We start from the raw sequence: 26,772 nt of genomic DNA, 5'->3' as shown, positions 1-26,772 counted from the left end.
TTGTTTATTCGGTCGGATCGCCGAAAACTTGAGCCATTGGCGGCTGGTCAAGCCGTCATTGGCCGCACATACTCGCTCATCCCCAGACACACGGAGGTCTTTCCATGCGGCGCGTGGTATTCAATCAGAAAGGTGGCGTTGGCAAGTCGAGCATTGCCTGCAACCTGGCAGCGGTGAGTGCCAATGAAGGCTATCGGACCCTGCTGATCGACCTGGATGCCCAGGCCAATTCGACCCAGTACCTCACCGGGCTGACCGGCGAGGACATTCCCATGGGCATTGCCGACTTCTTCAAGCAGACCCTGTCGTCCGGGCCGTTTGCCAAGAAGAACAAGGTCGATATCTACGAAACGCCCTTCGACAACCTGCATGTGGTGACCGCCACCGCCGAGCTTGCCGACCTGCAGCCCAAGCTTGAGGCCAAGCACAAGATCAACAAGCTGCGCAAACTGCTCGATGAGCTGGACGAGGACTATGACCGGATCTACCTGGACACTCCGCCAGCGCTGAATTTTTATGCGGTTTCGGCGCTGATCGCTGCCGATCGTGTGCTGATCCCCTTCGATTGCGACAGCTTCTCTCGCCAGGCCCTGTATGGCCTGCTGGCCGAGATCGAAGAACTAAAGGACGATCACAACGAAGAGCTGCAGGTCGAAGGCATCGTCGTCAACCAGTTCCAGGCCCGCGCCAGCCTGCCCCAGCAGATGCTCGACGAGTTGATCGCCGAGGGCCTGCCGGTGCTGCCGGTGTACCTCAACAGCTCGGTGAAGATGCGCGAATCACACCAGGCCAGCCTGCCGCTGATTCACCTGGAGCCTCGGCATAAACTGACCCAGCAGTTTGTCGAGCTGCACGCTCTGCTCGAAGAAAACGCCTAGACGCCCTGGCTGCGCAGCCACTCCAGCAGTTGCTGGAGTGGGAATGCACCGCTCTGGCGCGCCACTTCCCGGCCGTTTTTGAACAGGATCAGGCTGGGGATCGAGCGAATCGCCAATTGCCCGGCCAGTTGCTGGTTGGCCTCGCTGTCCAGTTTGGCCAGGCGGCAGCGCCCGCTCAGCTGAGCGGCGGCCTGGGCAAAGATCGGCGCAAACGACTTGCACGGCCCGCACCAGTCGGCCCAGACATCGATCAGCAACGGCAGGTCGCCCTTGATCTGGCTGGCGTAATCGCCCTGTTGCAGATCGAACGGCGTGCTCAGCAGCACCGGTTTCTTGCAGCGGCCGCATTTAGGGCTGTCGCCGAGGCGCTCGCCGGGGATGCGGTTGAGGCCGTTGCAGTGGGGGCAGGGGATAAGTAATGGGTCAGTCATGACAGCTCCGGGAATTGCGACCGGTTTACGGTCGTCCGCGGTTCAAGCCCGCGCCTTTATGTTCAATGGTTTAGCATGTGCGCCTTGTACACCGGCCATGGAGTGCCCGATGGATTGCCAGCATTCAGCGCATATCCGCATTTTTGTCGATTTCCGATCCAATGGCGAACCAGCTTTCGAGAGCGTGCCGGTCCGTCAGATCGATGCCAATACCTTTGAGCTGCTGTCGTCACCAGGGTTGGCACTCGACCTGGCTCGTGGCGATACCATCCGCATCAACCACCCGAACCAGCGTGCCGAAGTGCTGCAGCGCGGTGGCAACTTCTGCATTCATATTTATGCCGACGACCTGCCCCAGGAGGCTGTCGACACGCTGCAAGGCGAAGTGCAGACGCTGCTCGGTGGTACTCTGGATGGTCGCTACAAGGGCAACCTGACTCTTGCCATCCCCTCGTGTAACGGTTTTGCAGCCATCCGTGAAGTGTTCGACCGCTTTCGCCAATGCACCGGTGTCGAGTGGTACTACGCCAATATCTATCGCAACCTGGACGATGATGAGGATGAAACCCTGCTCAACTGGTGGCTCGACAGCTGAGGCGTAAGCCTCACGACGAGCAACTGATCTCCAGGTGCTTGCCCCATTCCGGCGGCCGCTGGGCATAGGCCTGCATGCCCGGCTGCTCGTCGAACGGTTTGCTCAGCACTTGGTGCAGGCGGCGTACTTCCTCGTAGTCACCCCCCTCGGCCGCCTCGATGGCGCGCTGGGCCAGGTAGTTGCGCAGGATGTACAGCGGGTTGACCGCATGCATGCGCTCGCGCCGGCCCTCGGCGTTGCCGGGTTCGCGCTGCAGGCGCGCCAGGTAATCGGCTGACCACAGGTCAAAACCGGCCAGATCGATGAAGTCGTCGCGCACCACCTGCAGGGCCTGCTCGGCAGGCTGGTCGCCGAGATGGCGGAAGAACAGGGTGTAGTCCACCGCGCCGGGCTGCATCAGTTGCAGCAGGCGTTCGATCAGCAGCTTGTCGTCGTCTTCTGCCTGGGTCAGGCCCAGGCGTCGGCGCATCAGGTCCAGGTAATGGGCCTCGTATAGCGGCAAGAACAGCTCCAGGGTTTGCTTCAGCGCTTCGACACTGATAAACGGCGTCAGGGCCTGGGCCAGGGCGCTGAGGTTCCAGTGGGCGATGGGTACCTGGTTGCTGTAGCTGTAGCGGCCCTGGTCATCGGAGTGGTTGCAGATGAAATTGGCGTCGAAGTCGTCGAGGAAGGCGTAGGGGCCGAAGTCGAAGGTGATGCCCAGAATCGACATGTTGTCGGTGTTCATCACCCCGTGGCAAAAACCATAGGCCTGCCAGCGGGCAATCAGCTCGGCATTGCGCTCGACGATGGTGCGGAACATCGCCAGGTACGGCTCGGGTTCGTCCGTGCACTCGGCAAAGTGGCTGTTGAGCACGTGCTCGGCGAGGATGCGCTGCTGCTCGGGCTGGCGGGTGTAGTAGAAGTACTCGAAATGCCCGAAGCGGATATGGCTCGGCGCCAGGCGCAGCAGCATGGCGGCGCGCTCCTGGGTTTCGCGCCATACCGGCGTGCTCGAGCCGATCACGCACAGCGCGCGGCTGCTGGCGATGCCCAGGGCCGGCAGGGCCTCGCTGGCAAGGAACTCGCGGATCGACGAGCGCAGCACGGCGCGGCCATCGCCCATGCGCGAGTAAGGGGTCTGCCCGGCGCCCTTGAGGTGCAGGTCCCAGGACTGGCCGGCGTCGTTGCGCACCTCGCCCAGCAACAGCCCGCGGCCATCGCCCAGGCGCGGGTTGTAGGAGCCGAACTGATGCCCGGAGTAAACCATAGCCCGCGGTTCGGCCTCGGCCCACAGCTTGTGGCCGCTGAACAGTTCGGCAAATATCGGCGAATGGGCCTCGGTGGGCTCAAGGTCGAGCAGCGCCATGGCTGCCTCGCTGGCGACCACCAGGCGCGGCTCGGCAATCGGCTCGGGCAGCACCGAAGTAGAGAAGGCATCGCCCAGGCGGGCGAAACGGTTATCGAAAGTCAGTTCGTCGAGGGCTTTCAACGGCCATCTCCTGAAGAAAACCTGAGTATTCTGCAAGGGTATGGCCGCTGGCGTCCAGTCAGGCCGGTTTGCCGCTGGCCTCGTCGCCGGGCTTCTCGCCATTGCTGGCGTTTGGCAGCACGGTCTTGTCGAGGTTCTCCACCGGGACCATCTTGTATTCCTGGCCCTGCATGTTCTTCAGGTAGATCTCCATCTGCCGGAAGGAGATGTTGATGTGTTGCTTCTTGAACTCTTTGTTGATGTAGCGGTTGATCTCGTCGAGCACCGGATTGCGGTCGCCCAGGTCGCGCACGTGCATGCGCAGCTCGTGGTCCAGGGTGCTTTCGCCGAAGTTCAGGAAGTAGACGATCGGCGCCGGCTCCTTGAGTACCCGCGGGTTGTCGTTGGCGGCCTTGAGCAGCAGGGTGCGCACCAGGTCCAGATCCGAGCCGTAGTCGACGCCGAGCTTGAGGGTTACCCGGGTGATGGTGTCGGTCAGCGACCAGTTGATCAGTTGCCCGGTGATGAAGGTCTTGTTCGGGACAATGATGTCCTTGCGGTCGAAGTCGGTGATGGTGGTGGCGCGGATGCGGATCTTGCTCACCGTGCCCGAGAGGTTGCCGATGGTGATGGTGTCGCCGATGCGCACCGGGCGCTCGAACAGGATCATGATCCCGGAGATGAAGTTGGCGAAGATCTCCTGCATGCCGAAGCCCAGGCCCACCGACAGCGCCGCCACCAGCCATTGCAGTTTGTCCCAGCTGACGCCCAGGGCTGACAGGGTGGAAACAAAGCCGACCCCGGCAATCACGTAGGACAGCAACGTGGTGGTGGCGTAGGCACTGCCCTGGGCCAGGTTCAGGCGTGACAGCACCAGTACTTCGAGCAGGCCCGGCAGGTTGCCAGCCAGGGCAATGGTGATGCCGATGATCACCAGTGCACCCAGCAGGTCGCGCAGGCTGATCGGCACCATGCTCATGGATGCGCCGGTGCCGCTGGTGTACTCGTACAGGGTGATGTTGTCGAGGTAGGCAAACACGCTGATCAGGTCCGACCAGACCCAGTAGAGGGCGGCGATGAAGCCGCCGAGCAGGGCCAGGCGAATCAAGCGCAGGGACTGCTGGTTGACCTGTTCGATGTCCAGGGTCGGCTCTTCGACCAGCACTTCGCCATCCAGGCCTTCCTTGGCTGCCTGGCGCTTGCTCAGCGCCCGCTGGTAGGCCAGGCGCCGGGCGGCCACGGCCAGGCCGCGGACGAAGGCGGCTTCGATCACCAGCCAGAACATCAGCAGGTAGAGGGTATCGATCAGGCGGTCTGTGAGCTTGAGCGCGGTGTAGTAATAGCCAAAGCACACGGCGATGAACAGCGCCACCGGCAACGCGGTAAAGGCCACGCCCACGGCCTTGCGAAACAGCGAGGTGTTGCGGTGGGTGGGGCTGCTCAGCAACAGGCGGCTGAGCAACCAGGCCATCAGCGCATAGCAGGTCAGCACCACGCCGATGCCGAGCACGTCTTCAGCCAGCGCCGAGGGTTGATGTTCGGCCACCGCCACCACCCCGACCAGGGCCAGGACCACGGTGCCGAGGCGGCGGATCCAGCCACGGAGGAATTCGACCTGGGGCTTTTCCCAGCGAAAGTGCAGCTCGGCCACGCCGCCCGGGGCGAGTATTCGGTAGGCGGTGTAGAACACCAGCCAGGCCTGGGCCACCTGGAACAGCGCCGAGGCGAGGTTGGCGTTCTGCCCGCGGGCGTCGACCTGCAGGGCATAGCCGCACAGGGCCAGGCCCAGGCTCAGGGGCATGGCCAGGAGGATGTTGATCAGGATCGCCTGGGGCGTGTGCCACTGGCTGTCACGCTTGAAGTGGCCGACATCCTGGTGAACCTTGGTCAGGCGCGCATACAGGTATTTGCGCCGCCACAGCAGGGTGCCGATCAGCAACAGCAAGGGCAGGAACAGCAACGGGCGCTGGGCCAGGCCATCGGTCAGCTCGCGCAGGCCTGAACCCCAGGGCAGGCTGACAACCTGTTTTTGCAGGCGCTCGGGCACGCTGCGCAGCCATTCCAGGTCCAGTGGCTTGTTGCTGGGAATCCAGAACATCTGCTCATCAAGGGTTGCACGCAGGTTTTGTGCGGTGCTGAACAGTTGCTTTTGGTTCAACTGCAAGGTGATCGATTCGTTGAGCAGCGCGCTCAGTTCACGGTTCAGGCGTTCGAGCAGGTCGCTGCGAGTGATCGCCACTTCCAGCAGGGCCTTGCGCAGTTGCGGGGTGACGGTCTCGGGCGGTTGCGCGGTGAGCAGCTTGTCGACATAGCTGCTCGGGCTGCTGATCTGCTCGCGCTGCTGGTTGATCTCGAACTGATACAGGCGGATGTCGGCGATCTGGTCGGCCAGGTCGCGGTCGAGCTTCAGGTGCGGCAGCGCCTGCTTTTGCTTGTAGAGGATCTTCGACAACAGCAGGCTGCCCTTGAGCACGCTGATCTGCTCGTCGAGGGCCTGGTCGCTCTGGGTCAGACTGTCCAGCTGCTGCTTGGTCTTGAGGTTCTGCTGGGTCAGATCGTTGAGGCTGTCGGTGCTGCGCAGCAGGTAGTCGGAGAGCTTGAGGTTGGCGGCGCTTTCGGTGGCCAGCAGGGTGCTGCCGCCAGCTTTCTGGGCTTCGATCGACTGTTCGGTGACGGTTTGCTGGGACTGGGCCAGGCGCTTCTGGTTGATCAGCGTCTGCAGGTCCTGGATCTCCTGTTCCAGGCGCGCGGCGCGCTCGATCAACAGGTCATGCTGACTGTTGCCCAGGTCTTGCAGCAGGCTGTTGCCGGCCAGTTCCTGGCGGCGCAGCAGGGTCAGGGCGTTGAGCGCGGCCAGTTCGGCGTTGAGCTGGTTGCGCTGGTCGGCGCTGAGCGGCTTGCCGCCGTCCTTGCCGATCTTCAGGCTGGTGTTGATCTGCTGGGTGCGGGTCTGGTTGGCGCTGATTTCTGCCTGGGCCCGTTCGGGGCGGGTCTGCGCGGTGATGGTCAGGCTGTTGGCCTCGGACAGCGCTTTTTGCAGTTCGCCCTGCTCGGTGGTGCGCTCGGCCAGCAATTGCTCCAGCTGCGGCACGCTGGAGGCAGCGTAGCGCTGGGTGACCGGGATCACCTTGCTGTCCTTGAGCTTGGCCAGCTCGCGCTGGTTTTCGCTGGTCTGGCGCGGCGCGTCGTTGAGCTGGTGCTTGAGCGCAGTGAGCTTCTTCTCGCTGTCCTCTTTGTTGCCGAGGAAGGCCAGGGTCTTTTCGAGCACCTGCTGCAGGGCTTTCTGTTCAGCCTCGGGCAGCTTGCGTTCGGCGATCTTGTCCAGGCTTTTCTGGATCGCTGCCGTGGTCGGCGGTTCCGCCGCCCACACCGGGGAGAAGGACAGGCACAGCCCGATCAGGGCTGCGCTTAAAAACGTGCGCAGGGACATAGGCAGAAAATTCGTACAGGCAGAGGCGAAGAACGGAGTTTAAAGGAACAACCCTGGGCCGGGTCGAGTACCTTCGGGGAATTTGACGCCCACTTTGAGGATCTTGTTCCCTTCCATCACTGCAACCGTCCACAAGGTGCTGTTCCATTCGATCTGGTCGCCGACCACCGGCGCGCCGCCAACCTTCTGCGCGATGAAGCGGCTGAGTGGCGTGTGCGGGTCCTGACCGTCGAGCTGCAAACCGTACAACGCCGCTACAGCCCCCAGTTCTGCGTCCCCTTCGAGCACGAAGTCACCAAAGAAGCGCAGGTCCAGGCCTCGCTGCGGTGCCTGGCTGAACAGCTTGCCGAGGGCCGGCAGGTTGTGTTCGTGGCCGATCACGCAGAGCAGGTCGTCGACTTCCAGGGTGGTACTTCCCGACGGATGGAGCAGTTGCTGGCCGCGAAACAGTGCGGCGATGCGGGTGCCTTCGGGCATTTTCAGCTCGCGCAGGGCGGCGCCGATGCACCATTTTTCGGCGCCCAGGCGATAGACGAACAGCTCCCACTCGCTGGTGATGTGCACTTCCAGGGCCGAGCGGGAGATCGGCGCCGGGTCTGGCGGTACTGTCACTTTCAGCAGCTTGGCCACCCACGGCAGGCTGGTGCCCTGCACCAGCAGCGAGACCAACACGATGAAGAACGCCAGGTTGAAGAACAGCTGCGCATCGGGCAGCCCGGCCATCAGCGGGAACACCGCGAGAATGATCGGTACCGCGCCGCGCAGGCCGACCCAGGAAATAAAAGCTTTTTCGCGGCCATGGAAAGCCTTGAACGGCAGCAGGGCGGCGATTACCGACAGTGGCCGGGCGAAGATGATCATCCACAGCGCCAGGCCCAGTGCCGGCAGGGCGATGGGCAGCAGGTCGTGCGGTGTGACCAGCAGGCCGAGGACCAGGAACATGCCGATCTGCGCGAGCCAGGCCATGCCGTCGAGCATGTGCAAGATGCCATGGCGGCTACGGATCGGCCGGTTGCCCAGCACCAGGCCGCACAAGTACACGGCGAGGAAGCCGCTGCCGTGCAGGGCGTTGGTCAGCGAGAACACCACCAGGCCGCCGGCCACTACCAGGATCGGATAGAGGCCGCCGGCGAGGTTGATGCGGTTGACCAGTTGCAGCAGCAGCCAGCCGCCACCCAGGCCCAGCAGGCCGCCGATGCCGAACTCGCGCAGCAGGTGGGTGAGCAGGCTCCAGTGCAGGCCGGTCTGGCCACTGGCGATCATCTCGATCAGGGTCACGGTGAGGAACACCGCCATCGGGTCGTTGCTGCCCGATTCAATCTCCAGGGTTGCCGTCACCCGCTCGTTCAGGCCTTTGCCGCCGAGCAGCGAGAATACCGCTGCGGCGTCGGTGGAGCCGACGATGGCGCCGATCAGCAGGCCCTGGATCAGGCTCAGGTCGAACAGCCAGGCGGCGACCATGCCGGTCAGGCCGGTGGTGATCAGCACGCCGACTGTGGCCAGCGACAGCGCCGGCCACAGGGCCACGCGGAAACTCGCTACCCGCGTGCGCAGGCCGCCGTCGAGGAGGATCACCGCCAGCGCCAGGTTGCCCACCAGGTAGGCGGTCGGGTAATTGTTGAAGATGATGCCGCCACCGTCGACCCCGGCAATCATGCCGACCGCAAGGATGATGACCAGGATCGGGATGCCCAGGCGCGATGACAGTGAGCTGACCAGAATACTTGCACCTACCAGCAATGCGCCGATCAAGAACAGGCTATTGATGGTGGACGCATCCAAAGGCAGTACTCCGGGGAAAAGCAGGAAGGAGGGGCGGTTTGCTTTGAATATCAAGCAGGTCGCGTGCCAAGGATTCTAACCTGAGGGGTTGGCGGGCTGTAAAGGGTTAATCGCGGGGACAAAAAAAGCACTCCTTGGAGTGCCTTATTGTGTTGCTACTTGCGGGCCTCATCGCGGGGCAAGCCCGCTCCCACAGGTAGGAGCGGGCTTGCCCCGCGAAAAAGGCTTAGGCCTGCTTGACCTCACGCATCGCCTTGCCTTTGACCGGCGCGCCGTTGGCGACATAGTACTTGGCGGTGCTGCGTGGCAGCGGCTGGCGGTTGCGGATCTTGTCGGCGATTTTCTCGGCGATCATGATCGTGGTGGCATTGAGGTTGCCAGTGATGATGATCGGCATGATCGAGGCATCGACCACACGCAGGCCCTGCATGCCATGCACGCGGCCCTGGCCGTCGACCACGGCCATGTCGTCGTCGCCCATCTTGCACGAGCAGGACGGGTGGAACGCGGTTTCGGCGTGCTCGCGGATAAACTTGTCCAGTTCTTCGTCAGTCTGCACGTCGGCGCCCGGGCTGATTTCGCGGCCACGGTAGGCGTCCAGTGCCGGCTGGGCCATGATTTCGCGGGTCAGGCGGATGCCGTCACGGAATTCCTGCCAGTCCTGCTCGGTGGCCATGTAGTTGAAGAGGATGCTCGGGTGCTGGCGCGGGTCTTTCGATTTGAGCTGGATACGGCCGCGGCTAGGCGAGCGCATCGACCCCATGTGGGCCTGGAAGCCGTGTTCCTGTACGCCATTGCTGCCGTTGTAGTTGATCGCTACTGGCAGGAAGTGGTACTGGATGTTCGGCCATTCGAACTCTTCGCGCGTACGGATGAAACCGCCCGCTTCGAACTGGTTGCTGGCGCCGATACCGGTGCCCTTGAACAGCCACTCGGCACCGATGGCCGGCTGGTTGTACCAGAGCAGCGACGGGTACAGCGATACCGGCTGAGTGCAGGCGTACTGCAGGTACAGCTCAAGGTGGTCCTGCAGGTTTTCGCCCACGCCCGGCAGGTCGTGAACCACAGGCACGTTGAGGCTTTCGAGCAGAGCACGCGGGCCAACGCCGGAGCGTTGCAGCAGTTGCGGCGAGGCGATGGCACCGGAGCAGACGATCACTTCCTTGCGCGCACGGGCTTCGACACGCTCTTCGCTGGCGCCGACCAGGTAGCTCACGCCAACGGCGCGCTTGCCGTCGAACAGCACGCGATCGCTCAGGGCGTGGGTGACGATGGTCAGGGTCGAACGCTTCTTGGCGATGTCCAGGTAGCCGCGAGCGGTGCTGGAGCGACGGCCTTTAGGCGTGACGGTACGGTCCATTGGGCCGAAACCTTCCTGCTGGTAGCCGTTGAGGTCTTCGGTGCGCGGGTAACCGGCTTGTACGCCGGCTTCGACCATGGCGTGGAACAGCGGGTTGTTGCCGGCTTTAGGCGTGGTCACGCTGACCGGGCCTTCGCCGCCGTGGTAGTCGTTGGCGCCGATGTCGCGGGTTTCCGCCTTGCGGAAGTACGGCAGGCAGTCCAGGTAGCTCCAGTCTTCCAGGCCTGGCAGTTTTGCCCAGCCGTCGAAGTCCATGGCGTTGCCGCGGATGTAGCACATGCCGTTGATCAGCGACGAGCCACCCAGGCCCTTGCCGCGACCGCATTCCATCCGGCGGCCGTCCATGTGCGGCTCCGGGTCGGTCTCGTAGGCCCAGTTGTAGCGACGGCCTTGCAGCGGGAAAGCCAGCGCGGCTGGCATCTGGGTGCGAAAGTCCATGCGGTAGTCTGGGCCACCGGCCTCGAGCAGCAGGACGGTAACGCCTTCGTCTTCGGTCAGGCGGGTCGCCAGGGTGTTACCGGCAGAGCCGGCACCGACGATGATGTAATCATATTCCATGGCTTTCTCCGAAAGCAGCTGCAAGCCTCAAGCTACAAGCCGCAAGAAAAAGCGGTCGTGCAAGGCTCGCGATTTAGTGGGCGCTGCAAGTGCCGGTTGGCATAACGCGCACCGGCTTTTACTTGCAGCTTGCAGCTCGAAGCTTGAGGCTTCAGAGCATCTGGCTACGTGTCACCTCAGAAAACCGAGTTGTACGCACCCAGTTCCACCTGCACCGATTTAATACGAGTGTACTGAGCCAGCGAGCTCACGCCGTTTTCGCGGCCAACACCGGATTGCTTGTAACCGCCAACCGGCATTTCGGCTGGCGACTCGCCCCAGGCGTTGATCCAGCAGATACCGGCTTCCAGCTGGTGGATGATGCGGTGGGCGCGGCTGATGTCGTTGGTGCAGACGCCCGCGGCCAGGCCGTATTCGGTGTCGTTGGCACGGCGGATGACTTCTTCTTCGGTCTCGTAGGAGAGGATGCTCATTACTGGGCCGAAGATTTCTTCCTTGACGATGGTCATGTCATCGCGGCAGTCGGTGAACACGGTCGGTGCCACGAATGCGCCCTTGGCGAATTCGCCTTCGGTCAGACGCTGGCCGCCGCACAGAACGCGTGCGCCTTCTTCCTTGCCCTTGGCGATGTAGCCCAGCACGCTTTCCATGTGGGCGAAGCTGACCAGCGGGCCGAAGTTGGTGTTTTCGTCTTCAGGGTTGCCAACGCGGATGCGTGCAACGCGCTCGGCGATCTTGGCTTCGAAAGCCGCTTTCATCGAGGCAGGAACGAACACGCGGGTGCCGTTGGTGCAGACCTGGCCCGAGCTGTAGAAGTTGGCCATCATGGCGATGTCAGCGGCGCGATCCAGATCGGCGTCGTCGCAGATGATCAGCGGCGACTTGCCGCCCAGTTCCATGGTGACTTCCTTGAGCGTCGAGCTCGAAGCGCTGGCCATGACTTTCTTGCCGGTGGTGGTACCGCCGGTGAAGGAGATTTTCTCGATGCGCGGGTGCTCGGTCAGCCAGGTGCCGACTTCGCGGCCGCTGCCGGTCAGGACGTTGAACACGCCGTCCGGCAGGCCGGCTTCGGTGTAGATCTCGGCCAGTTTCAGGGTGGTCAGCGAGGTGACTTCGCTCGGCTTGAAGATCATCGCGTTACCGGCCGCCAGGGCTGGTGCGGATTTCCACAGGGCGATCTGGATCGGGTAGTTCCAGGCGCCGATACCGACGGTCACGCCCAGCGGCTCGCGGCGGGTGTAGACGAACGAGCTGTCGCGCAGCGGGATCTGCTCGCCTTCGATGGCCGGTACCAGGCCTGCGTAGTATTCCAGCACGTCGGCGCCGGTGACGATGTCGACGTAGCGGGTTTCGGAGTACGACTTGCCGGTGTCCAGGGTTTCCAGGGCGGCCAGTTCATCGTTGCGCTCGCGCAGGATGTCGACGGCGCGGCGCAGGATGCGCGAACGCTGCATGGCGGTCATCGCTGCCCAGACTTTCTGGCCACGTTCGGCGCTTTCTACCGCGCGCTCGACATCGGCTTCGGTAGCGCGTTGCACCTGGGCGAGGACTTCGCCGTTGGCCGGGTTGATGGCGTCGAAGGTAGCGTCGCTGGAAGCGTCGACATAACCACCATCAATGTAGAGTTTTTGCAGTTCGAAACGGGCCATAGTGTCCTCGCAAGTGCATATGTGTGTTTGGCTATCCGTGCAGCGCTCCTGCTTGTTTGGCAATCGCGGCGCGCGGTGGTTCAGAGGCCTGGTTTTGCGTGTCCGGGCTCGTCTGTTTCGCCAGTTGTAAATCCATGTATTCGTAAGCGATTTGTTTCGCCTGGTCGGTGTCGAAAGCGTCTCCGGACAGCGCACCGCGCAGCCACAGACCGTCGATCAAGGCTGCCAGCCCGCGGGCCGCGCTGCGTGCTTCTGGCAACGGCAGGGCGCGGCGGAACTGGCAGCACAGGTTGGAATACAAGCGGTGATCGTTGATCCGCTGCAACCTGTGCAAAGACGGCTGGTGCATGCTGGAGGCCCAGAAGGCCAACCAGGTTTTCATTGCCGGGCCGTTGACCTGGCTGGCGTCGAAGTTGCCTTCGATGATCACCTGCAGGTGGGCGCGCGGGCTGTTGTCCTTGAGCGCCTGCCGGTTGGCGACGACGTTCTCGTTCAGCACGCTCATCAAGTACCGCATGGTCGCTGCGATCAGGCCGTTCTTGTCCTGAAAGTAGTGACTGATGATGCCATTCGACACACCGGCCAAACGGGCGATCAGCGCAATGCTGGCGTCACCCATGCCGACCTGGTCGATGGCCAGCAACGTGGCTTCGATCAACTGCTGACGGCGGATGGGTTGCATACCGACCTTGGGCATCTTGCAAATCTCCTCAGGCCTGCGAGCAGTCGACGAGCGGCTGCCTCGGCGAAGGCCAGTCTATTTTGTTTTGATTGAACGTTCAATCAACAAAGAATAAGCTCTGCGACAATCTGTGCAATTGACAGGTTTTTCCTACCTGCGGTTTGCACAAATTGGCACCCCAAAAAGACGTGGAACCCCCGGAATACAAGGTGTTGACGGGTGTAAACGGCGCGTTGAACAGATCTGCCGAGCGGTATAGCACCGCGCGGCCAACCCTCGGGACGGGGTTTTCGGCCTGTTTTTTTCAACGCAATCGATTCGGGATCACGGTTTTTTCAAGGTGCTTTTATAACACCTGCAGCTGTGGGGCTATTGCACCATTTGCTCGGGTAACGATTGTTTCGTGTTTCTCTCGCACTGCCCGGAGCATATGTGCAATGAGTTCTGCCTCCCTAATCAAGACCCCTGCCGAGAGGGTCCGGGTCAACAGCGTGGTGTTCTTCACCTCGACGTTGCTGATCCTGTTGTTGACTGCCTTGCTGATCGCAGTTCCCGAAACCGCCGGCCGCGTGCTGAACGAGGCTCAGGCCTGGTTGTCGCGCAGCTTCGGCTGGTACTACATGCTGGTGATTGGCGGCTACCTGCTGTTCGTCATCGTTCTGGCCTTCTCCAACTTCGGCAAGCTCAAGCTTGGCGGCAAGGATGACAAGCCGGACTTCAGCTACGGTGCCTGGGCCGGGATGCTGTTCTCCTCCGGTATCGGTATCTCGCTGCTGTACTTCGGTGCGTCCGAGCCGCTGGATCACTACTTCAACCCGCCTGAAGGCGCACCGGCCAGCCTGCAGTCGGCCCGTGAAGGCCTGCAACTGACCTTCCTGCACTGGGGCCTGCATGGCTGGGCGATCTATGCCCTGGTCGGCCTGTCCGTTGCCTACTTCGCTTACCGCCACAACCAGCCGCTGGCCCTGCGCTCGGCGCTGTACCCGCTGGTCGGCGAGCGTTGGGTCAAGGGCGCCGCAGGCCACACTGTCGATATCTTCGGCATGTTCGTGACCCTGCTGGGCCTGGTGACCAACCTGGGCATCGGTTCGATGCAGGTGTCCTCGGGTCTTGAGTACCTGTTCGGCATGCAGCACAGCGACACCAACCTGCTGATCGTGATTCTGGTGATGAGCACCGTGGCGACCATCGCCGCCGTGTCGGGTGTGGAGAACGGCATCCGCCGCCTGTCCAACCTCAACATCATCCTGTTCAGCGGCCTGCTGCTGTTCGTGCTGCTCAACGGCCCGACCCTGCACCTGCTCAACAGCTTCGTGCAGAACATCGGCGACTACCTCAACGGCGTGGTGCTCAAGACCTTCGACCTGTACGTCTATGAAGGCGACAGTGACAAGTCCGAGCGCTGGCTGGGCCTGTGGACCGTGTTCTACTGGGCCTGGTGGATTTCCTGGGGCCCGTTCGTCGGTATGTTCATTGCCCGCATCTCGCGCGGTCGTACCGTGCGCGAGCTGGTCGCTGGCGTGCTGCTGATCCCGCTGGGCTTCACCCTGGCCTGGCTGTCGATCTTCGGCAACTCGGCGCTGGACCTGGTCATGAACCAGGGCGCGGTGGAGCTTGGGCGAACAGCGCTGGAACAGCCGGCGATGTCGATCTACCAGTTGCTCGAGCACTATCCGTTCGCCAAGATCGTGGTCGGTGTCGCGATTTTCGTTGGCTTCGTACTGTTCCTGACCCCGGCCGACTCCGGCGCGGTGATGATGGCCAACCTTTCCTGCAAAGGCGGCCATGTCGACGAAGATGCACCGAACTGGCTGCGTATCCTCTGGTCGGCGATCATTACCGTGGTCACCATCGGTTTGCTTCTGGCCGGTAACTTCCAGGCCATGCAGACCATGGTGGTACTGGCGGGGCTGCCGTTCTCGGTGGTGCTGGTACTGTTCATGTTCGGCCTGTACAAGGCCATGAAGCAGGACAGCCAGGTCGAGCAGGAGCAGGCAGAACTGGCTGCCCGTGGTCGTCGCGGTTTCAGCGAGCGCCTGAGCCAGCTTGACCTGCAGCCAACCCAGGCCATCGTTCAGCGCTTCATGGACAAGCGCGTCAGCCCGGCGCTCAAGGAAGCGGCTGCGCAGCTGCAGACCCTGGGCTTCCAGGTGCAGACCCGGGTCGGCCAGTCGCGCTCGGCCATGGGCCTGCGCATCGACATGGAAGAAGGCAATCCGTTCGTTTATGAAGTGAGCCTGGACGGTTACCTGGCCGCGCCGAGCGAGGCACCGGTGGAAGGCGAGACGGAAGTGCGCCAGCGCTTCTACCGCGCCGAGGTGTACTTGCACAACGGCAGCCAGGAGTACGACTTGATGGGCTTCACTCCGGAGCAGATCACCCGTGATGTGCTCGATCAGTTCGAAAGCCACCGCCAGCTGCTGGGGCGTGTCTATAGCTGATAACGGCTGATGCACCGCAAGGGCTCTGTTCGCAGGAACAGGGCCCTTTTTGTTGTGATACCGGTGCAGACTGGACAGGCGCAGCAGGCCCCGGCACTCTTGGCGTTGCCAAGGAGCCCGGTGCCATCATGTTCAAGCGTCTTGTCCTGTTGTTGTGCAGTTGCCTGTCGTTCAGCCATCTCGCCCGCGCCAGCGAGCCTGTGGTGCTGCTCACCGAAAACTTCCCGCCCTACAACATGGCCATCAACGGCAAGAGCTTCGCCCGTGACGATGGCATCAACGGCATTGCCGCGGACCTGGTGCGCGAGATGTTCAAGCGCGCCGGGGTGCCCTACAGCATGACCTTGCGCTTCCCCTGGCAGCGCATCTACGAGCAGGCCCTGCAAACCCCCGGCTACGGCGTATTCGTCATGGCCCGCCAGCCCGAGCGGGAAAAGCTGTTCAAGTGGGTCGGGCCGTTGGGGCCGGATGACTGGATTTTGCTGGCCCCCGAAGGCAGTCCGATTGCCGTCAGCACCCTCCAGGAAGCCAAGCGCTACCGCATCGGGGCCTACAAGGGCGATGCGATCGCCGAGTACCTGGCCGCGCAAGGCCTTAGCCCGGTACTGGTGCTGCGCGACCGCGACAACGCGAAAAAACTGCTGAACGGCGAAATCGACCTGTGGGCCAGTGGCGATCCGGCTGGTCGCTACCTGGCGCGTCAGGTAGGTGTGAGCAAGCTCAAGACGGTGCTGCGTTTTCACGGTGCCGAGCTGTACCTGGCGCTCAACCGCGAAGTGTCGGACGAGGTGGTGAACAAGCTGCAGCAGGCCCTTGAGCAGATGCGCCGCGACGGCTTTGTCGAGCAGGTGTTCGCTCGTTACCTGTAAAAGTCCTGAGCAATAGTTAACGCAGGCAATGCGGTAGGTGTCGTTATCGTCACGGGTCCCTTACCCAGAGACAACGACAATGACCATCGCTTTGGACTCCTTTGAGCAAGCCGTCGGCCTGGCGTTTGCTTCCCGGCCAACGCTGCGCGCTGTAGTGCATCAGCAATTGGTGCAGCGGCTGGCCAAGCAATACCCCGAAATCGACAAAAACTACCCGCAACTGCGCGAGTCAAGAGAGATTTATCTCTGTACGCGAGCGCCTGAAGATCTCGACACAGTGACGATAAAGTCACTGGCCGAAGTCTTTCTCGAAAAGCTCATCTCGCAAACAACCTTCAATTTCGCCGGGATTGCGCTGACCAATTTGTTCCTGAGCTTTACCCCTACGCCCCGACCCATTTATGACCGCGACCCGGCCAGTGGTCTGGACAGACTTCCCGATCTGACCCTGGTCACTGACGCGCTCAATGAGCTGCTGACCAATGTCGAGCCGTTTCTTCAACGCGCCCAGGTCGATTTCTGGCAGGCGCGAAGCCGTTTGGGTGGTACGCCTCTGCAGGAGGTGGGTCACATGCTCAAGGCCGCCCTGGCCAGCGGGGTTGAAGCACAAGGCCTGGATGATGAACAACGCAACTGCATCTATGCGCTGTTGGCGGCGAGTAACAGCACCACGTGGCACAACCCCAGCGGGGTGCCTGAAGTTTTTTTGCTTGATGTCACGGTGGCTAGTGGCGAGGCCCGTTACCAGCAGTTGCTGCCGGACCTGTTGGTGACGCGGACTTTGGCAAATCGCAACATCGTTCTGTTGTGCAAGCCCAGTGGGCATATCGATGCCTTTGATTCGCTGGACAGCATGGCCCAGGGCCTGAGTGATGGGCTAGCCCATCAGTATCAGCTTGATTCACTCGGTTGGGATCGATATCCCATCACCACCGACATGTTCGCGATGCAGGGGGCAGTGCTCCTGAACCTGCTGCTTGAAGGTCTGGAGCCCGTGAGCGGGCGGCATTTCAGTACCGTAGTCGAGCTGGAGCAGGGGTACGCTGCGTTGACCGATCCAGCGTCTTTCTTCAGCGCACATCCTTACCGGCTCTTGCAGTTACGCCAGGGCGAATCCGAACTGCCGCAATGGTTGCGTCAAGCTTCCCTGGCTGATCGACTGGAGTACCGTGCGCGGGTGCTGGATCTGCTGGTCGCGCAAGCCAGCTCCAACGGCAGATCCTCCCTTGATGGCATCCTTGATCTACGCGCCTTTACGCGCAAGTCCCTGCTTGAACTGATGCGCGCTGACCATCTGACTGAGGCCAATTATGATGCCGACGACCTGGTGCTGGAGTTCTGGTTGGCACGTGGGGTTGCGGGTACATCGTCAGGGAGCGTTGAGATCAAACGGTTGTCCCTGACTGAATTTGCCATTGGCAACCTGGGCTCGGCCAAGGGCGCCAGGTTGGAAAAAATCACGCACAAAACCGACCAGCAGCTGTGGTCCTGGTTGACTACCGATTACCTGAAAGCGCTGGTGCAGCGTGCAGATATCGGTCGCACCTACCCCCAGTACCTGAGCAAAAAACTTCAGGATGCGGAGCAGAACGTTGAGCGGATAAGCCTGTTTGCCATGGAGCAGGCAAGCCAGTTGCCGCTCCTTGCGCTCAAGGCCAAAATCGATGGAGACCTGTCTGAAACCGGTTACCAGCGTGTTGTCGCGTTCTTTCGAGCGGACAGCGGTGAGGGTCAAAGCCTGTTGGCGCCTTTGGCGTTCAAGCGTGAGGAGGCTGCCAGCGAAGCCGATCGAGTGACCAACACCTTTGTGTTTATCTCGGCGCACGCTGCGGGAAACGTCGTGCTCTACCGGCCAATGAGCGCTGAAAAACCTTTCCAGGAGTTTGCCAACCAGCAGGCGTTGCTTGAACAGATCCTGGCAGACGAGGGTCTGCAGCAAGGCATTTTGGCCTGGATGAGCAGCGACGCTCAGCGGGTATATGCCCATGGCGGTTTCCAGGAGCCGCATTTACGTCGGCCAATCCTCGATACTCAGCTGGACCTGGAGCCCGTCCAGCCGGCACAGCTGGACTTGCAGGGCTGGCAACCGGGGGCGGACACCAACTTGTACATGGCCAATACGCAGATGCTGGTGGAACTGGCCGAGCGCGAGACAATTTCCAATGCCGAGGACCGCTGGGCGATGCTGCTCGAGGGTGCGGGCCTGTTGTTCAACCTGCTGTTCAGCGTGGCGACGCCGTTTTTACGGGGTCCAGTGGCTGTGGTTGCCTGGCTCGTTCAGGGCGCGCTGACGGTGCATGCTGATGCAGGTGCATTGAAAAATGGCAATGAGTTCGAAAAATCAACGGCAGTGGTCGATCTGCTGCTCAACCTGGTCATGGTGTTGTTTCACGCCAGCCTGCCGAAGGTCGAGCCGCCAGTTGCCGCAGACAAGCGTGAGATCGCGGTCTTTGGTCCGGGTCGCCGGGTCATTCCCTCCCTCCCCCGGGTCAATGCTGTCCAGGGCAAAACCTTTCCGCGCGCTGCTCTGCGGGGGAAAGCGGACCTGGAGCTGGACTTTTCCTGGTATGGGCCACGGGGGCTCAAGTCGAGCTCGATGGATTATCCTCGACCGCTCTCCAGTTACCGCTCAGCGACTTCACTGGAGAATCATCCGCCGTTGAGCCAAGGGTCGTACCGGGGGCTTTACCTGCTTGGGGAACGATACTACGCGTCGATTGAAGGTCATGTTTATGCCGTCAGGGCGGACGCCCAGGGGGTGCAGGTAGTCGACGAGCAAAGCCAGCCTGGCCCCTGGCTGACCCTGGACAACAATTCATGGCAGTTTGACCTGAGGCTGCGGCTCAGAGGTGGGGGGCCCAAGCGGCGAGTGGCCGGGCAACAGGACGTCAACCAGGAAGCGGTCCGCAAGCTGCAGTCCGAGATCGGTGAACTGGACTTGAAGAACAATGTACTGGCTGCCCAACTGAGACCGACGTGGGAATCGATGGCGGAGCATTCGAGTGCGTTGCAGAGGTTGCTGAACCTGCGCGATAGCTTGCAGGCGCGTATTGATCAAGGCGATAGCGCTGTAGGCCTGGGCGCATTGGTCGACAGTACAGATATGAAGATTGCTGATAAGAAGAGCATGCTGGACACGACACGCAGGGCGCTGATCGACACGTTGGAACAGTCAATCAGTATTGACCTGAAGGTGGAGGTCAGCATGAAAGAGCTGCTCACGCCGAAGTTCGCCAAATTCATGCCCGAAGTCGCGGCAAGGCCGATGAAACAGCGACGGGGTACGGTGCGTAGGCAGATCCTCAGGAACTATGTGTTGCTCCATGATGAACTGATATTGTTGGTCGGGCTCGATGAGTTAGCTGCGCTTCGCAAACAGGTAGTAACCTTGCCGGCAACCCCGGAACAGGTAGCGGCGTACAACACCTACCGAGCGAGGCATATGGCGGTGGTGCCATTGCAGCTGCGTCTACAGGAGGTAATGGAAAAACTGGACGTGCTGCTGATTGATACATTGACCGACGGCACTATTGCCTATGACGGCAAGCAGGAGCAGGTCCACAATATTGTTGGCCAGCGCTCAGTGACGACCCTGCAACTGAGAATCGGCTTGATCGGGGATTTTGCCGAGCTCTCGCTTGAACGACTATCGGGCGCCGATGAGCAGACCCTTGTTTCCACCAATGATTACCTGATTGGCACGTCCGTCAGCGGTGCTGGCAGTACCCTGGATGAATTGATCAGCGGCAACTTTACCCCCGAAGAAACCATCAGCGGCCTGCAAACCGTGCAGCGTGAGTATGCCAATGTCTTGACCATGGTCGACTATCTGGAACGCTTTGGTGGTGTGGCGGTAAACAAGCAGGCACTCAACTATTACAAGGAGCAGGTGCGGCTGGTTAAAGCGACGGCGGAGCTTGAGCTGGAGGCGGCCGTTCGTGAGCAGCAATGGAAGACCCCGCTACCGTTCAAGCGTTTGCCGTACAAGCCACGGACCGGCCTGCGTCGTGTGGTCCATTTACGAGGTGGCAAAACACTGGTCGGCGAAGAGACGCAACTGCTCGGCGAGCTAGTGGTTGAGCAGCGTGACCCCGTGAGCAAAAAGGTGCTCGGCACCTACCACCAGCAGGGTGACGTCTGGGTCGAAGTGGTGCCGGCCACGCTCCCGGTTGAGTCCGCCCCCGTGACCCCCAGTCAGCGGGTGCAGGCACGTACCCAGGCTCTGCGCCTGAACAACGAGGTTGCCGGTGTAATCGCCCTGGCAAAGCGCTACATCGCCTCGAACGAACCACACAGCTTGTCTTTTGTCATCGAACGTCATGTCGAGAAACTGCAGCGCGTAGCCAAAATGCTTGAAGGCACAGACGCCGCAGCCAATGACAGTGCATTGCGAGCAACTGTGGAGCAGAGCATCAGCCACTTGAATGAGCGCAAGCGCACTCTGCTGAAGACGCTGCATCTGGCCAGCAGTCGACCGACGGGTGAAAGTCTTGCCTACCTTCACGCTGAAGGGCAGATCACCATCGCAAGGACCATTGAGCGCAAGAGGCTGGCAGCTGACGATTACCTGGATGTCTATGAGGTACGCAAGGCGCAAGGGCCTGTGCGGGACAGCGGTTTATGGGAAGTGCATCTGCACTACAGCTCCCAGGCCGCCAACCGGCGTCAGTTCAGCAAAGGCCATCTGAAACTCTGGGCCGAGCGCACGTGGGGACGCGAGACACAGTTGCAGGCGGCGAAGACTAACCAGCAGTTCCTGGAGATCTATCGGGCAGACCTGAAGGCCAGTCAGCTCGAACGAATCCTTCCCTGGGATTGACGAAGGCTCACTGGGCCGCACGAGCAGGGCTGTAAAGGCCCTGCTTGCCGTGAGCCGGCATCGCCCGATTGCCGCGCTCGGCGATCATCTGCGCAATTTCGATCCATTCGATGCCCTGGGCCTTGAGCTTGGGCAGTTCGCGCTCAAGGACTTCCAGGGTCTGTGGATAAGGGTGACCGATCAGCACTGCCGTGCCCTGCTTGCGCGCCAGGGCGATGCCCTGTTGCAGCTGGCCGGCAATGGCGTCGGTGGTGCGCACGTCATCGAGAAAGACATCCCGCGAGACGCTGGCCAGGCTGATGTCCTGCGCGGATTTGGCGGCTACCGTAGCGGCGCTGGTGCGGCTGTCGACGAAGAACAGGCCGCGGCGCTGCAATTCTCCCATCAACCAGGCCATAGCCGCAGGCTCGGCGGTCATGCGGCTGCCCATGTGGTTGTTGATGCCGACGGCATAGGGGACTTTGTCGAGCGCCGCGTTCAGCCGTCGTTCCAGCTCCGGCAGCGGCGTGCCGGGGTGCCAGGCGTAGGGGCCGGTCGCCGGGTCCATGGGCATGTGCAGGATCACCGTCTTGCCGGCGCGATGGGCCTGGCGGGCGAAGTCGGTGGCATGCGGGGTATCGGGCATGATCGCCAGGGTCACCGGCCCGGGCAGGGCCAGGGTGCGTGAGTCGCGCGCAGGGTTCTGCCCCAGGTCGTCGATGATCAGTGTCAGGTAGGCCTTGCCCGCATGAGCCGGCGCCGCCAGGGCGACGCCGCTCATCAGGTACAACAGGGTCAACAGCAGGTAACGCATCGACTGGCCTTATTTACCCTGGGTGATGCTCAGGCCCTTGAGCAGGCTCAGGGCCTGGCTCAGCTGGTAGTCATCGTCCTGTGGGCGCGGCTTGGCGCTGCCGGCCTTGCCTGACGGACGGTCGGCGCCGCCGTTGCCGTTGCCCAGGTGACCTTGCAGGTCGGCTTCCTTGAAGTTCTCGCTGTCCTGCTCGGCAGTGATCTTGGCGCGGCGCACCTCGATGTCCGGGACGATGCCCTGGGCCTGGATCGAGCGGCCGTTGGGGGTGAAGTACAGCGCGGTAGTGATCTTCAGTGCGCGGTCGTTGTTCAGCGGCAGTACGGTTTGCACCGAGCCCTTGCCGAAACTGTCGGTGCCCATCAGCACGCCGCGTTTCTGGTCTTGCAGGGCGCCGGCGACAATTTCCGAGGCCGAGGCGCTGCCGCCGTTGATCAGCACCACCAATGGCACGCCTTCGCTGGCATCGGCCGGGTCGGCGGAGAAGCGCAGCTCGGAGTTGGCGATGCGGCCCTTGGTGTAGACGATCAGGCCCTTGGTGAGGAAGTGGTCGGCCACTTCCACGGCTGATTGCAGTACGCCGCCTGGGTTGTTGCGCAGGTCCAGGACCAGGCCACGCAGCTTCTTGCCGTTGTCCTTGCGCAGCTTGGCCAGGGCCTTGCCGACTTCTTCGCCGGTCTTGACCTGGAACTGGGTGATGCGGATGTAGCCGTAGCCGTCTTCGAGCATCTGGCTCTTGACGCTCTTGACCTGGATGACCGCACGGGCAAGGGTGACATCGAACGGGTTGCCGCCGTCGCGCACCAACGTCAGGGTAATTTTCTCGCCGACCTTGCCGCGCATCTTGTCGACCGCTTCGGTCATGGTCTGGCCACGGGTCGGCTGGCCGTTGATCTTGACGATCAGGTCGCCAGCTTCGATGCCGGCGCGCGAGGCCGGGGTCTCGTCGATCGGCGAGACCACCTTGATGAAGCCGTCTTCCATGCCCACTTCGATGCCCAGGCCGCCGAACTCGCCGCTGGTGCTCTCCTGCAGTTCGAGGAAGTCCTCCGGGCCGAGGTAGGCCGAGTGCGGATCAAGGTTGCTGAGCATGCCCTTGATGGCGTTTTCCAGCAGGGTCTTGTCGTCTACCGGTTCGACATAAGCAGCCTTGATGCGGTCCATGACCTCGGCGAAGGTGCGCAGCTCTTCCAGCGGCAGCGGTGCCTTGGCCGAGGGTGCCGAGACCGTCGTCGCTGGAATCGCGGCGGGCTTGGCCGGCTCGGCCGCGCGGGCCAGGGGCGCGCCGAGGACCATGGCGATGGTCAGGGCCAGCGAGGTGAGGCGAGGCGATTGCAGCATGTCGAACGAACTCCTGATCCTGGTAGCGCTCCGTAGAGCATCGGCGCAGCCCGAAGTTGCGCTACGCCGTCAAATAAGGGGGGTTGCCTATCCCTGGGCACGGCACCATTGTGCGGGGTCGCTGGGGCGGCCCTGCTGGCGGATGGCGAAATACAGCCCCGAGCTGTCCTGGCCACCGCTGTTGCCGACGGTGGAGATGGCCTCACCGGCCTTGACCACATCGCCGGCGCTCTTGAGCAAGCTCTGGTTATGGCCGTACAGGCTCAGGTAACCATTACCATGGTCGAGAATGACCAGAAGTCCAGCGCCGCGCAACCAGTCGGCAAACACTACCCGGCCGCCATGCACGGCGCGCACCTGGCTGCCTTGGGAGGCGCTGATCATTACCCCGTCCCACTTGGCCCGTGAGTCATCGCCGCGGGTTTCGCCAAAGCGTGCCAGCAATCGACCATTGACGGGCCATGGAAGTTTTCCCCGTGCAGCAGAAAAAGCCCCGCCGAAGGTTTCGCCGCTGCTGGACACCAGCGGGCCGGGAAGCGCCTTGGGCTTTTTCGGCGCGTCGCTGCTGTTGGCGGCGAGGGCTTCGCGCTGGCGTTGTTTTTCCGCTTCCTGGGCGGCGAGCAGGGCTTTTTGCCGTGCTTCTTCGGCCTCGCGGGCTTGACGGGCGAGGGTTTCCTCGATGGTCTTGAGCACCTTGCTCAGGTCGGCCTGGTCCTGCTCGCGGGCCTGCAGCTTCTGGTCGCGGGCCTTGACGTCGTTGTTGAGCTTGGCCAGCACCTCTTTACGCTCGGTGCGGACTTTTTCCAGCGCCTGGCGCTGGCTGTCGAGGGTGCCTTGCTGGGCCAGCAACTGGGCCTGCTGCAGGTTGATGTCTTTTTCGACGTTGGCCAATTGGCGCAAGGTCTCGTTGAAATTACGCAGCTGGGTCAGGCGTGCCTGGCTCAGGTAATCGTAATAAGTCAGGGTGCGGGCGAATTTTTCCGGATTCTGCTGGTTGAGCAGCAGCTTCAGGTACTCCTCGCGGCCATTCTGGTAGGCCGAACGGGCCTGGATGGCGATCAGTCGTTGCTGTTCAATGCGGGCGCTCTGGAGTTTTTTTTTCTCGGTATCAAGGCGATCCAGTTCGCCTTCGGTCTTTTTTAGTTCGAGTTGCAGGGCCTCCACCTGCTTTTCCAGCTTGCCGATGTCGGTTTCGGTTGAGCGCAGGTCTTTCTGCACGCCGGATTTTTCTTCCTGCAGCTTGCCAAGCATCTTTTTCAGCTCGGCAATGTCCTGGCGCGTAGCGTCCAGTTGCTGCTGGGTTTGCGCGCGCTCATCGGCAAAAGCCGGACTGAGCAGGCAAGACAGGGCGAGTACGATCAGGGCGCGAAACATGGGGTGGGCGGCACCAGGCATAGAGACTGGCCTAGTATGCCCGCCATAGGCGGCAAAAAAAACGGCTTTAACTACAAGCGGCAAGCCACAAGCGGCAAGAAAAGCGGGTCAATGGGCTCTTTCTTGCGGCTTGCAGCTTGTCGCTAACGGCTCTAGCCGTCGATCAGAATCGAGGTGCCAGTCATTTCTGCCGGTTTTTCCAGGCCCAGCAGCTTGAGCATGGTCGGCGCCACGTCGGCCAGCACGCCGCCTTCGCGGACCTGCACCTTGCGCTTGCCGACATAGATGAACGGCACCGGCTCGGTGGTGTGCGCAGTGTGCGCCTGGCCGGTGCATTCGTCTTCCATCTGCTCGACGTTACCGTGGTCGGCGGTGATCAGCGCTTCGCCGCCGACCTTGTCCAGCGCCTCGACGATGCGCCCGACGCACAGGTCCAGGGCCTCGACGGCCTTGACCGCGGCCTCGAACACGCCGCTGTGGCCGACCATGTCGCCGTTGGCGTAGTTGACCACGATCACGTCGTAACGCTGCTGCTCGATGGCTTCGACAATGCGGTCGGTGACTTCCGGTGCGCTCATTTCCGGCTGCAGGTCATAGGTGGCGACCTTCGGCGACGGGATAAGGATGCGCTCTTCGCCTTCAAACGGCTCTTCGCGACCACCGGAGAAGAAGAAGGTGACGTGGGCGTACTTCTCGGTTTCGGCGATGCGCAGCTGGGTCTTGCCGTTTTTCGCCAGGTATTCGCCGAGCACATTGTTCAGGCTGCCAGGGGCAAAGGCGGCCGGGGCGGGGATTTTTGCCGAGTACTGGGTCAGGCCGATGTAGGCAGCCAGTTTTGGCAGGCGTGCCCGTGGGAATTCGTTGAAGTCCGGTTCGACGAACACCCGCGACAGCTCGCGGGCGCGGTCGGCACGGAAGTTCATGAAGATTACCGCGTCGCCGTCTTCGACCTTTACCGCTTCGCCAATGCGCGTGGCCTTGACGAATTCGTCGCTCTCGTCGCGGGCGTAGGCGGCTTCAAGGCCGGCCAGGGCGGTGTCGGCAGTGAATTCGGCGCTGCTGTCGACGATCAGGTTGTAGGCAGCCGATACGCGGTCCCAGCGGTTGTCGCGGTCCATGGCGTAGTAGCGGCCGATCAGGCTGGCGATGCGGCCCTTGCCCAGTTTGGCGAAGGCGGCGTCGAGCAGTTCGATCGAGGATTGCGCGCTTTTCGGCGGGGTGTCGCGACCGTCGAGGAAGGCGTGCAGGTAGATTTTCTCGGCACCGCGTTTGGCGGCAAGCTCGGCCATGGCCACCAGATGGTCCTGGTGGCTGTGCACGCCGCCATCGGACAGCAGGCCAAGGATGTGCACCGCCTTGCCGGCGCCGACGGCCTTGTCGATCGCGCCGCATAGCACGGGGTTTGTGAAGAACTCGCCGTCCTTGATCGCCTTGGTCACCCGGGTGAAGTCCTGGTAAACCACGCGGCCAGCACCGAGGTTCATGTGGCCGACCTCGGAGTTGCCCATCTGCCCGTCCGGCAGGCCGACATCCATGCCGGAGCCGGAGATCAAGCCGTGCGGCTGGGTGGCGCGCAGGCGATCGTAGACTGGCGTGTTGGCCGAATAGATGGCGTTGTATTCGTGGCTTTCGCTGTGACCGAAACCATCGAGGATGATCAGGACCAAGGGTTTTGGCGTGCTCGTCATCAATCCCACACTCACGGTTGTTCAGATGATAAAGACACGCATTTTAGGGCAAATTGGCCACGAATGACGAATTAACCTTGCAGGCCCGACGGCGCGGGCCGACGGGCTGTAGCCCGGCAATGAGAATTACTGGCGATAACCCTGCCCGGCGGGCTTTGGCCGACCTTGGGGGCTGTGTATACTGGCCAACATTTTTAATGGCCTGGAACACCCTCCGATGGTTGCTCACCTGATTGAATTCGCAACAAATCACTATCTGCTGGTCGGTATCTTCGTCGTTCTGCTGGTTTTGCTGATCGTCACCGAAGCACGCAAGGGCGGCCGCAGCCTCAGCACTGGCGAACTGACCGCGCTGGTCAACGCCGACAAGGGCCTGGTGATCGACATCCGTTCGAGCAAGGACTACGCCGCCGGTCACATCGTGGGCGCCGTGAACATTCCCCAGGACAAGGTCGCCGCGCGCATCGGCGAGCTGGAAAAGCACAAGGCCAACAAGACCCTGATCATCGTCGACGCCATGGGCCAGCACGCCGGCACCACCGCGCGCGAACTGCTCAAGGCCGGCTTTACCGCTGCCAAGCTGTCGGGCGGCGTGTCGAGCTGGAAGGCCGATAACCTGCCGTTGGTGAAGTGAC

The 26,772-nt window shown here is 61.9% G+C and carries 17 protein-coding genes; 6 read left to right on the top strand and 11 right to left on the bottom strand.

The features are described from left to right. Positions 1-104 precede the first annotated feature (104 nt). On the top strand, positions 105-878 hold the full coding sequence (locus tag UB48_RS02535) for a ParA family protein (protein ID WP_038997609.1): 774 nt from the start codon (positions 105-107) through the stop codon (positions 876-878). Here the strand turns inward: UB48_RS02535 and trxC are convergent. Then, positions 875-1,309: a thioredoxin TrxC gene (gene trxC, locus UB48_RS02530; RefSeq protein WP_045193923.1), complete on the bottom strand. Its 435-nt coding sequence runs from the start codon at positions 1,307-1,309 to the stop codon at positions 875-877. The two genes, UB48_RS02535 and trxC, sit on opposite strands and share 4 nt — an antisense overlap. Before the next feature lie 109 nt (positions 1,310-1,418). Here trxC and UB48_RS02525 point away from each other — a divergent pair, with 109 nt between their 5' ends. Beyond that, positions 1,419-1,904: a DUF4265 domain-containing protein gene (locus UB48_RS02525; protein ID WP_045193922.1), complete on the top strand. Its 486-nt coding sequence runs from the start codon at positions 1,419-1,421 to the stop codon at positions 1,902-1,904. A gap of 10 nt (positions 1,905-1,914) precedes the next feature. Here the strand turns inward: UB48_RS02525 and selO are convergent, their stop codons facing one another. From selO to betI, 6 genes are all read right to left on the bottom strand, one after another. Next, a complete protein-coding gene (gene selO, locus UB48_RS02520; protein ID WP_045193921.1) occupies positions 1,915-3,375 on the bottom strand; it encodes a protein adenylyltransferase SelO in 1,461 nt (486 codons plus the stop codon). A gap of 58 nt (positions 3,376-3,433) precedes the next feature. Next, positions 3,434-6,784, bottom strand: coding sequence for a mechanosensitive channel MscK (gene mscK / locus UB48_RS02515; RefSeq protein ID WP_045193920.1), 3,351 nt, complete (start codon positions 6,782-6,784; stop codon positions 3,434-3,436). A 39-nt stretch (positions 6,785-6,823) separates the two neighbouring features. Further along, positions 6,824-8,566, bottom strand: coding sequence for a potassium/proton antiporter (locus tag UB48_RS02510; protein WP_045193919.1), 1,743 nt, complete (start codon positions 8,564-8,566; stop codon positions 6,824-6,826). Positions 8,567-8,792: 226 nt separating this feature from the next. Continuing rightward, positions 8,793-10,484 (bottom strand): choline dehydrogenase, encoded by a 1,692-nt coding sequence (gene betA, locus UB48_RS02505; RefSeq protein WP_045193918.1) that lies wholly within the window; start codon positions 10,482-10,484, stop codon positions 8,793-8,795. 176 nt (positions 10,485-10,660) lie between these two features. After that, positions 10,661-12,133, bottom strand: coding sequence for a betaine-aldehyde dehydrogenase (gene betB / locus UB48_RS02500; protein WP_045193917.1), 1,473 nt, complete (start codon positions 12,131-12,133; stop codon positions 10,661-10,663). A 31-nt stretch (positions 12,134-12,164) separates the two neighbouring features. Beyond that, positions 12,165-12,830 (bottom strand): transcriptional regulator BetI, encoded by a 666-nt coding sequence (gene betI / locus UB48_RS02495; RefSeq protein ID WP_045193916.1) that lies wholly within the window; start codon positions 12,828-12,830, stop codon positions 12,165-12,167. Positions 12,831-13,252: 422 nt separating this feature from the next. Here betI and betT point away from each other — a divergent pair, with 422 nt between their 5' ends. The 3 genes from betT (at position 13,253) to UB48_RS02480 (ending at position 20,944) form a co-directional block, all read left to right on the top strand. Then, entirely contained in the window at positions 13,253-15,256 is a 2,004-nt protein-coding gene (gene betT / locus UB48_RS02490; RefSeq protein ID WP_045193915.1) for a choline BCCT transporter BetT, read from the top strand. A 128-nt stretch (positions 15,257-15,384) separates the two neighbouring features. Then, entirely contained in the window at positions 15,385-16,125 is a 741-nt protein-coding gene (locus tag UB48_RS02485; RefSeq protein ID WP_045193914.1) for an ABC transporter substrate-binding protein, read from the top strand. A gap of 79 nt (positions 16,126-16,204) precedes the next feature. Beyond that, entirely contained in the window at positions 16,205-20,944 is a 4,740-nt protein-coding gene (locus UB48_RS02480; protein ID WP_045193913.1) for a DUF6543 domain-containing protein, read from the top strand. Positions 20,945-20,951: 7 nt separating this feature from the next. Here UB48_RS02480 and UB48_RS02475 read toward each other — a convergent pair whose 3' ends face one another. The 4 genes from UB48_RS02475 to gpmI form a co-directional block, all read right to left on the bottom strand. Next, on the bottom strand, positions 20,952-21,737 hold the full coding sequence (locus UB48_RS02475) for a divergent polysaccharide deacetylase family protein (protein ID WP_045193912.1): 786 nt from the start codon (positions 21,735-21,737) through the stop codon (positions 20,952-20,954). Positions 21,738-21,746: 9 nt separating this feature from the next. Continuing rightward, positions 21,747-23,075, bottom strand: a complete 1,329-nt coding sequence (locus UB48_RS02470; protein ID WP_045193911.1) for a S41 family peptidase — start codon at positions 23,073-23,075, stop codon at positions 21,747-21,749. Between the two features lie 87 nt (positions 23,076-23,162). After that, a complete protein-coding gene (locus UB48_RS02465) occupies positions 23,163-24,449 on the bottom strand; it encodes a murein hydrolase activator EnvC (RefSeq protein WP_045193910.1) in 1,287 nt (428 codons plus the stop codon). A 152-nt stretch (positions 24,450-24,601) separates the two neighbouring features. Beyond that, entirely contained in the window at positions 24,602-26,137 is a 1,536-nt protein-coding gene (gene gpmI, locus UB48_RS02460; RefSeq protein ID WP_045193909.1) for a 2,3-bisphosphoglycerate-independent phosphoglycerate mutase, read from the bottom strand. Between the two features lie 217 nt (positions 26,138-26,354). Between gpmI and UB48_RS02455 the strand changes: the two genes are divergently transcribed. After that, positions 26,355-26,771, top strand: a complete 417-nt coding sequence (locus UB48_RS02455; RefSeq protein WP_010222286.1) for a rhodanese-like domain-containing protein — start codon at positions 26,355-26,357, stop codon at positions 26,769-26,771. The last annotated feature ends 1 nt before the right edge of the window (position 26,772 follow it).

Origin of the sequence: Pseudomonas sp. 2(2015) (assembly GCF_000955865.1) — a bacterium.
Classification (GTDB): Bacteria; Pseudomonadota; Gammaproteobacteria; order Pseudomonadales; family Pseudomonadaceae; genus Aquipseudomonas.
Note: the sequence above shows the minus strand (reverse complement) of the source record. Positions and strands in the feature narration are given on the sequence as shown.

What these genes read in the sequence shown, in the direction of transcription:
- UB48_RS02535 (WP_038997609.1), top strand. Translation starts at nt 105, where the DNA reads ATGCGGCGCGTGGTATTCAATCAGAAAGGTGGCGTTGGCAAGTCGAGC.
- trxC (WP_045193923.1), bottom strand. Translation starts at nt 1,309, where the DNA reads ATGACTGACCCATTACTTATCCCCTGCCCCCACTGCAACGGCCTCAAC.
- UB48_RS02525 (WP_045193922.1), top strand. Translation starts at nt 1,419, where the DNA reads ATGGATTGCCAGCATTCAGCGCATATCCGCATTTTTGTCGATTTCCGA.
- mscK (WP_045193920.1), bottom strand. Translation starts at nt 6,784, where the DNA reads ATGTCCCTGCGCACGTTTTTAAGCGCAGCCCTGATCGGGCTGTGCCTG.
- betA (WP_045193918.1), bottom strand. Translation starts at nt 10,484, where the DNA reads ATGGAATATGATTACATCATCGTCGGTGCCGGCTCTGCCGGTAACACC.
- betB (WP_045193917.1), bottom strand. Translation starts at nt 12,133, where the DNA reads ATGGCCCGTTTCGAACTGCAAAAACTCTACATTGATGGTGGTTATGTC.
- betI (WP_045193916.1), bottom strand. Translation starts at nt 12,830, where the DNA reads ATGCCCAAGGTCGGTATGCAACCCATCCGCCGTCAGCAGTTGATCGAA.
- betT (WP_045193915.1), top strand. Translation starts at nt 13,253, where the DNA reads ATGAGTTCTGCCTCCCTAATCAAGACCCCTGCCGAGAGGGTCCGGGTC.
- UB48_RS02485 (WP_045193914.1), top strand. Translation starts at nt 15,385, where the DNA reads ATGTTCAAGCGTCTTGTCCTGTTGTTGTGCAGTTGCCTGTCGTTCAGC.
- UB48_RS02480 (WP_045193913.1), top strand. Translation starts at nt 16,205, where the DNA reads ATGACCATCGCTTTGGACTCCTTTGAGCAAGCCGTCGGCCTGGCGTTT.
- UB48_RS02475 (WP_045193912.1), bottom strand. Translation starts at nt 21,737, where the DNA reads ATGCGTTACCTGCTGTTGACCCTGTTGTACCTGATGAGCGGCGTCGCC.
- UB48_RS02470 (WP_045193911.1), bottom strand. Translation starts at nt 23,075, where the DNA reads ATGCTGCAATCGCCTCGCCTCACCTCGCTGGCCCTGACCATCGCCATG.
- UB48_RS02465 (WP_045193910.1), bottom strand. Translation starts at nt 24,449, where the DNA reads ATGTTTCGCGCCCTGATCGTACTCGCCCTGTCTTGCCTGCTCAGTCCG.
- gpmI (WP_045193909.1), bottom strand. Translation starts at nt 26,137, where the DNA reads ATGACGAGCACGCCAAAACCCTTGGTCCTGATCATCCTCGATGGTTTC.
- UB48_RS02455 (WP_010222286.1), top strand. Translation starts at nt 26,355, where the DNA reads ATGGTTGCTCACCTGATTGAATTCGCAACAAATCACTATCTGCTGGTC.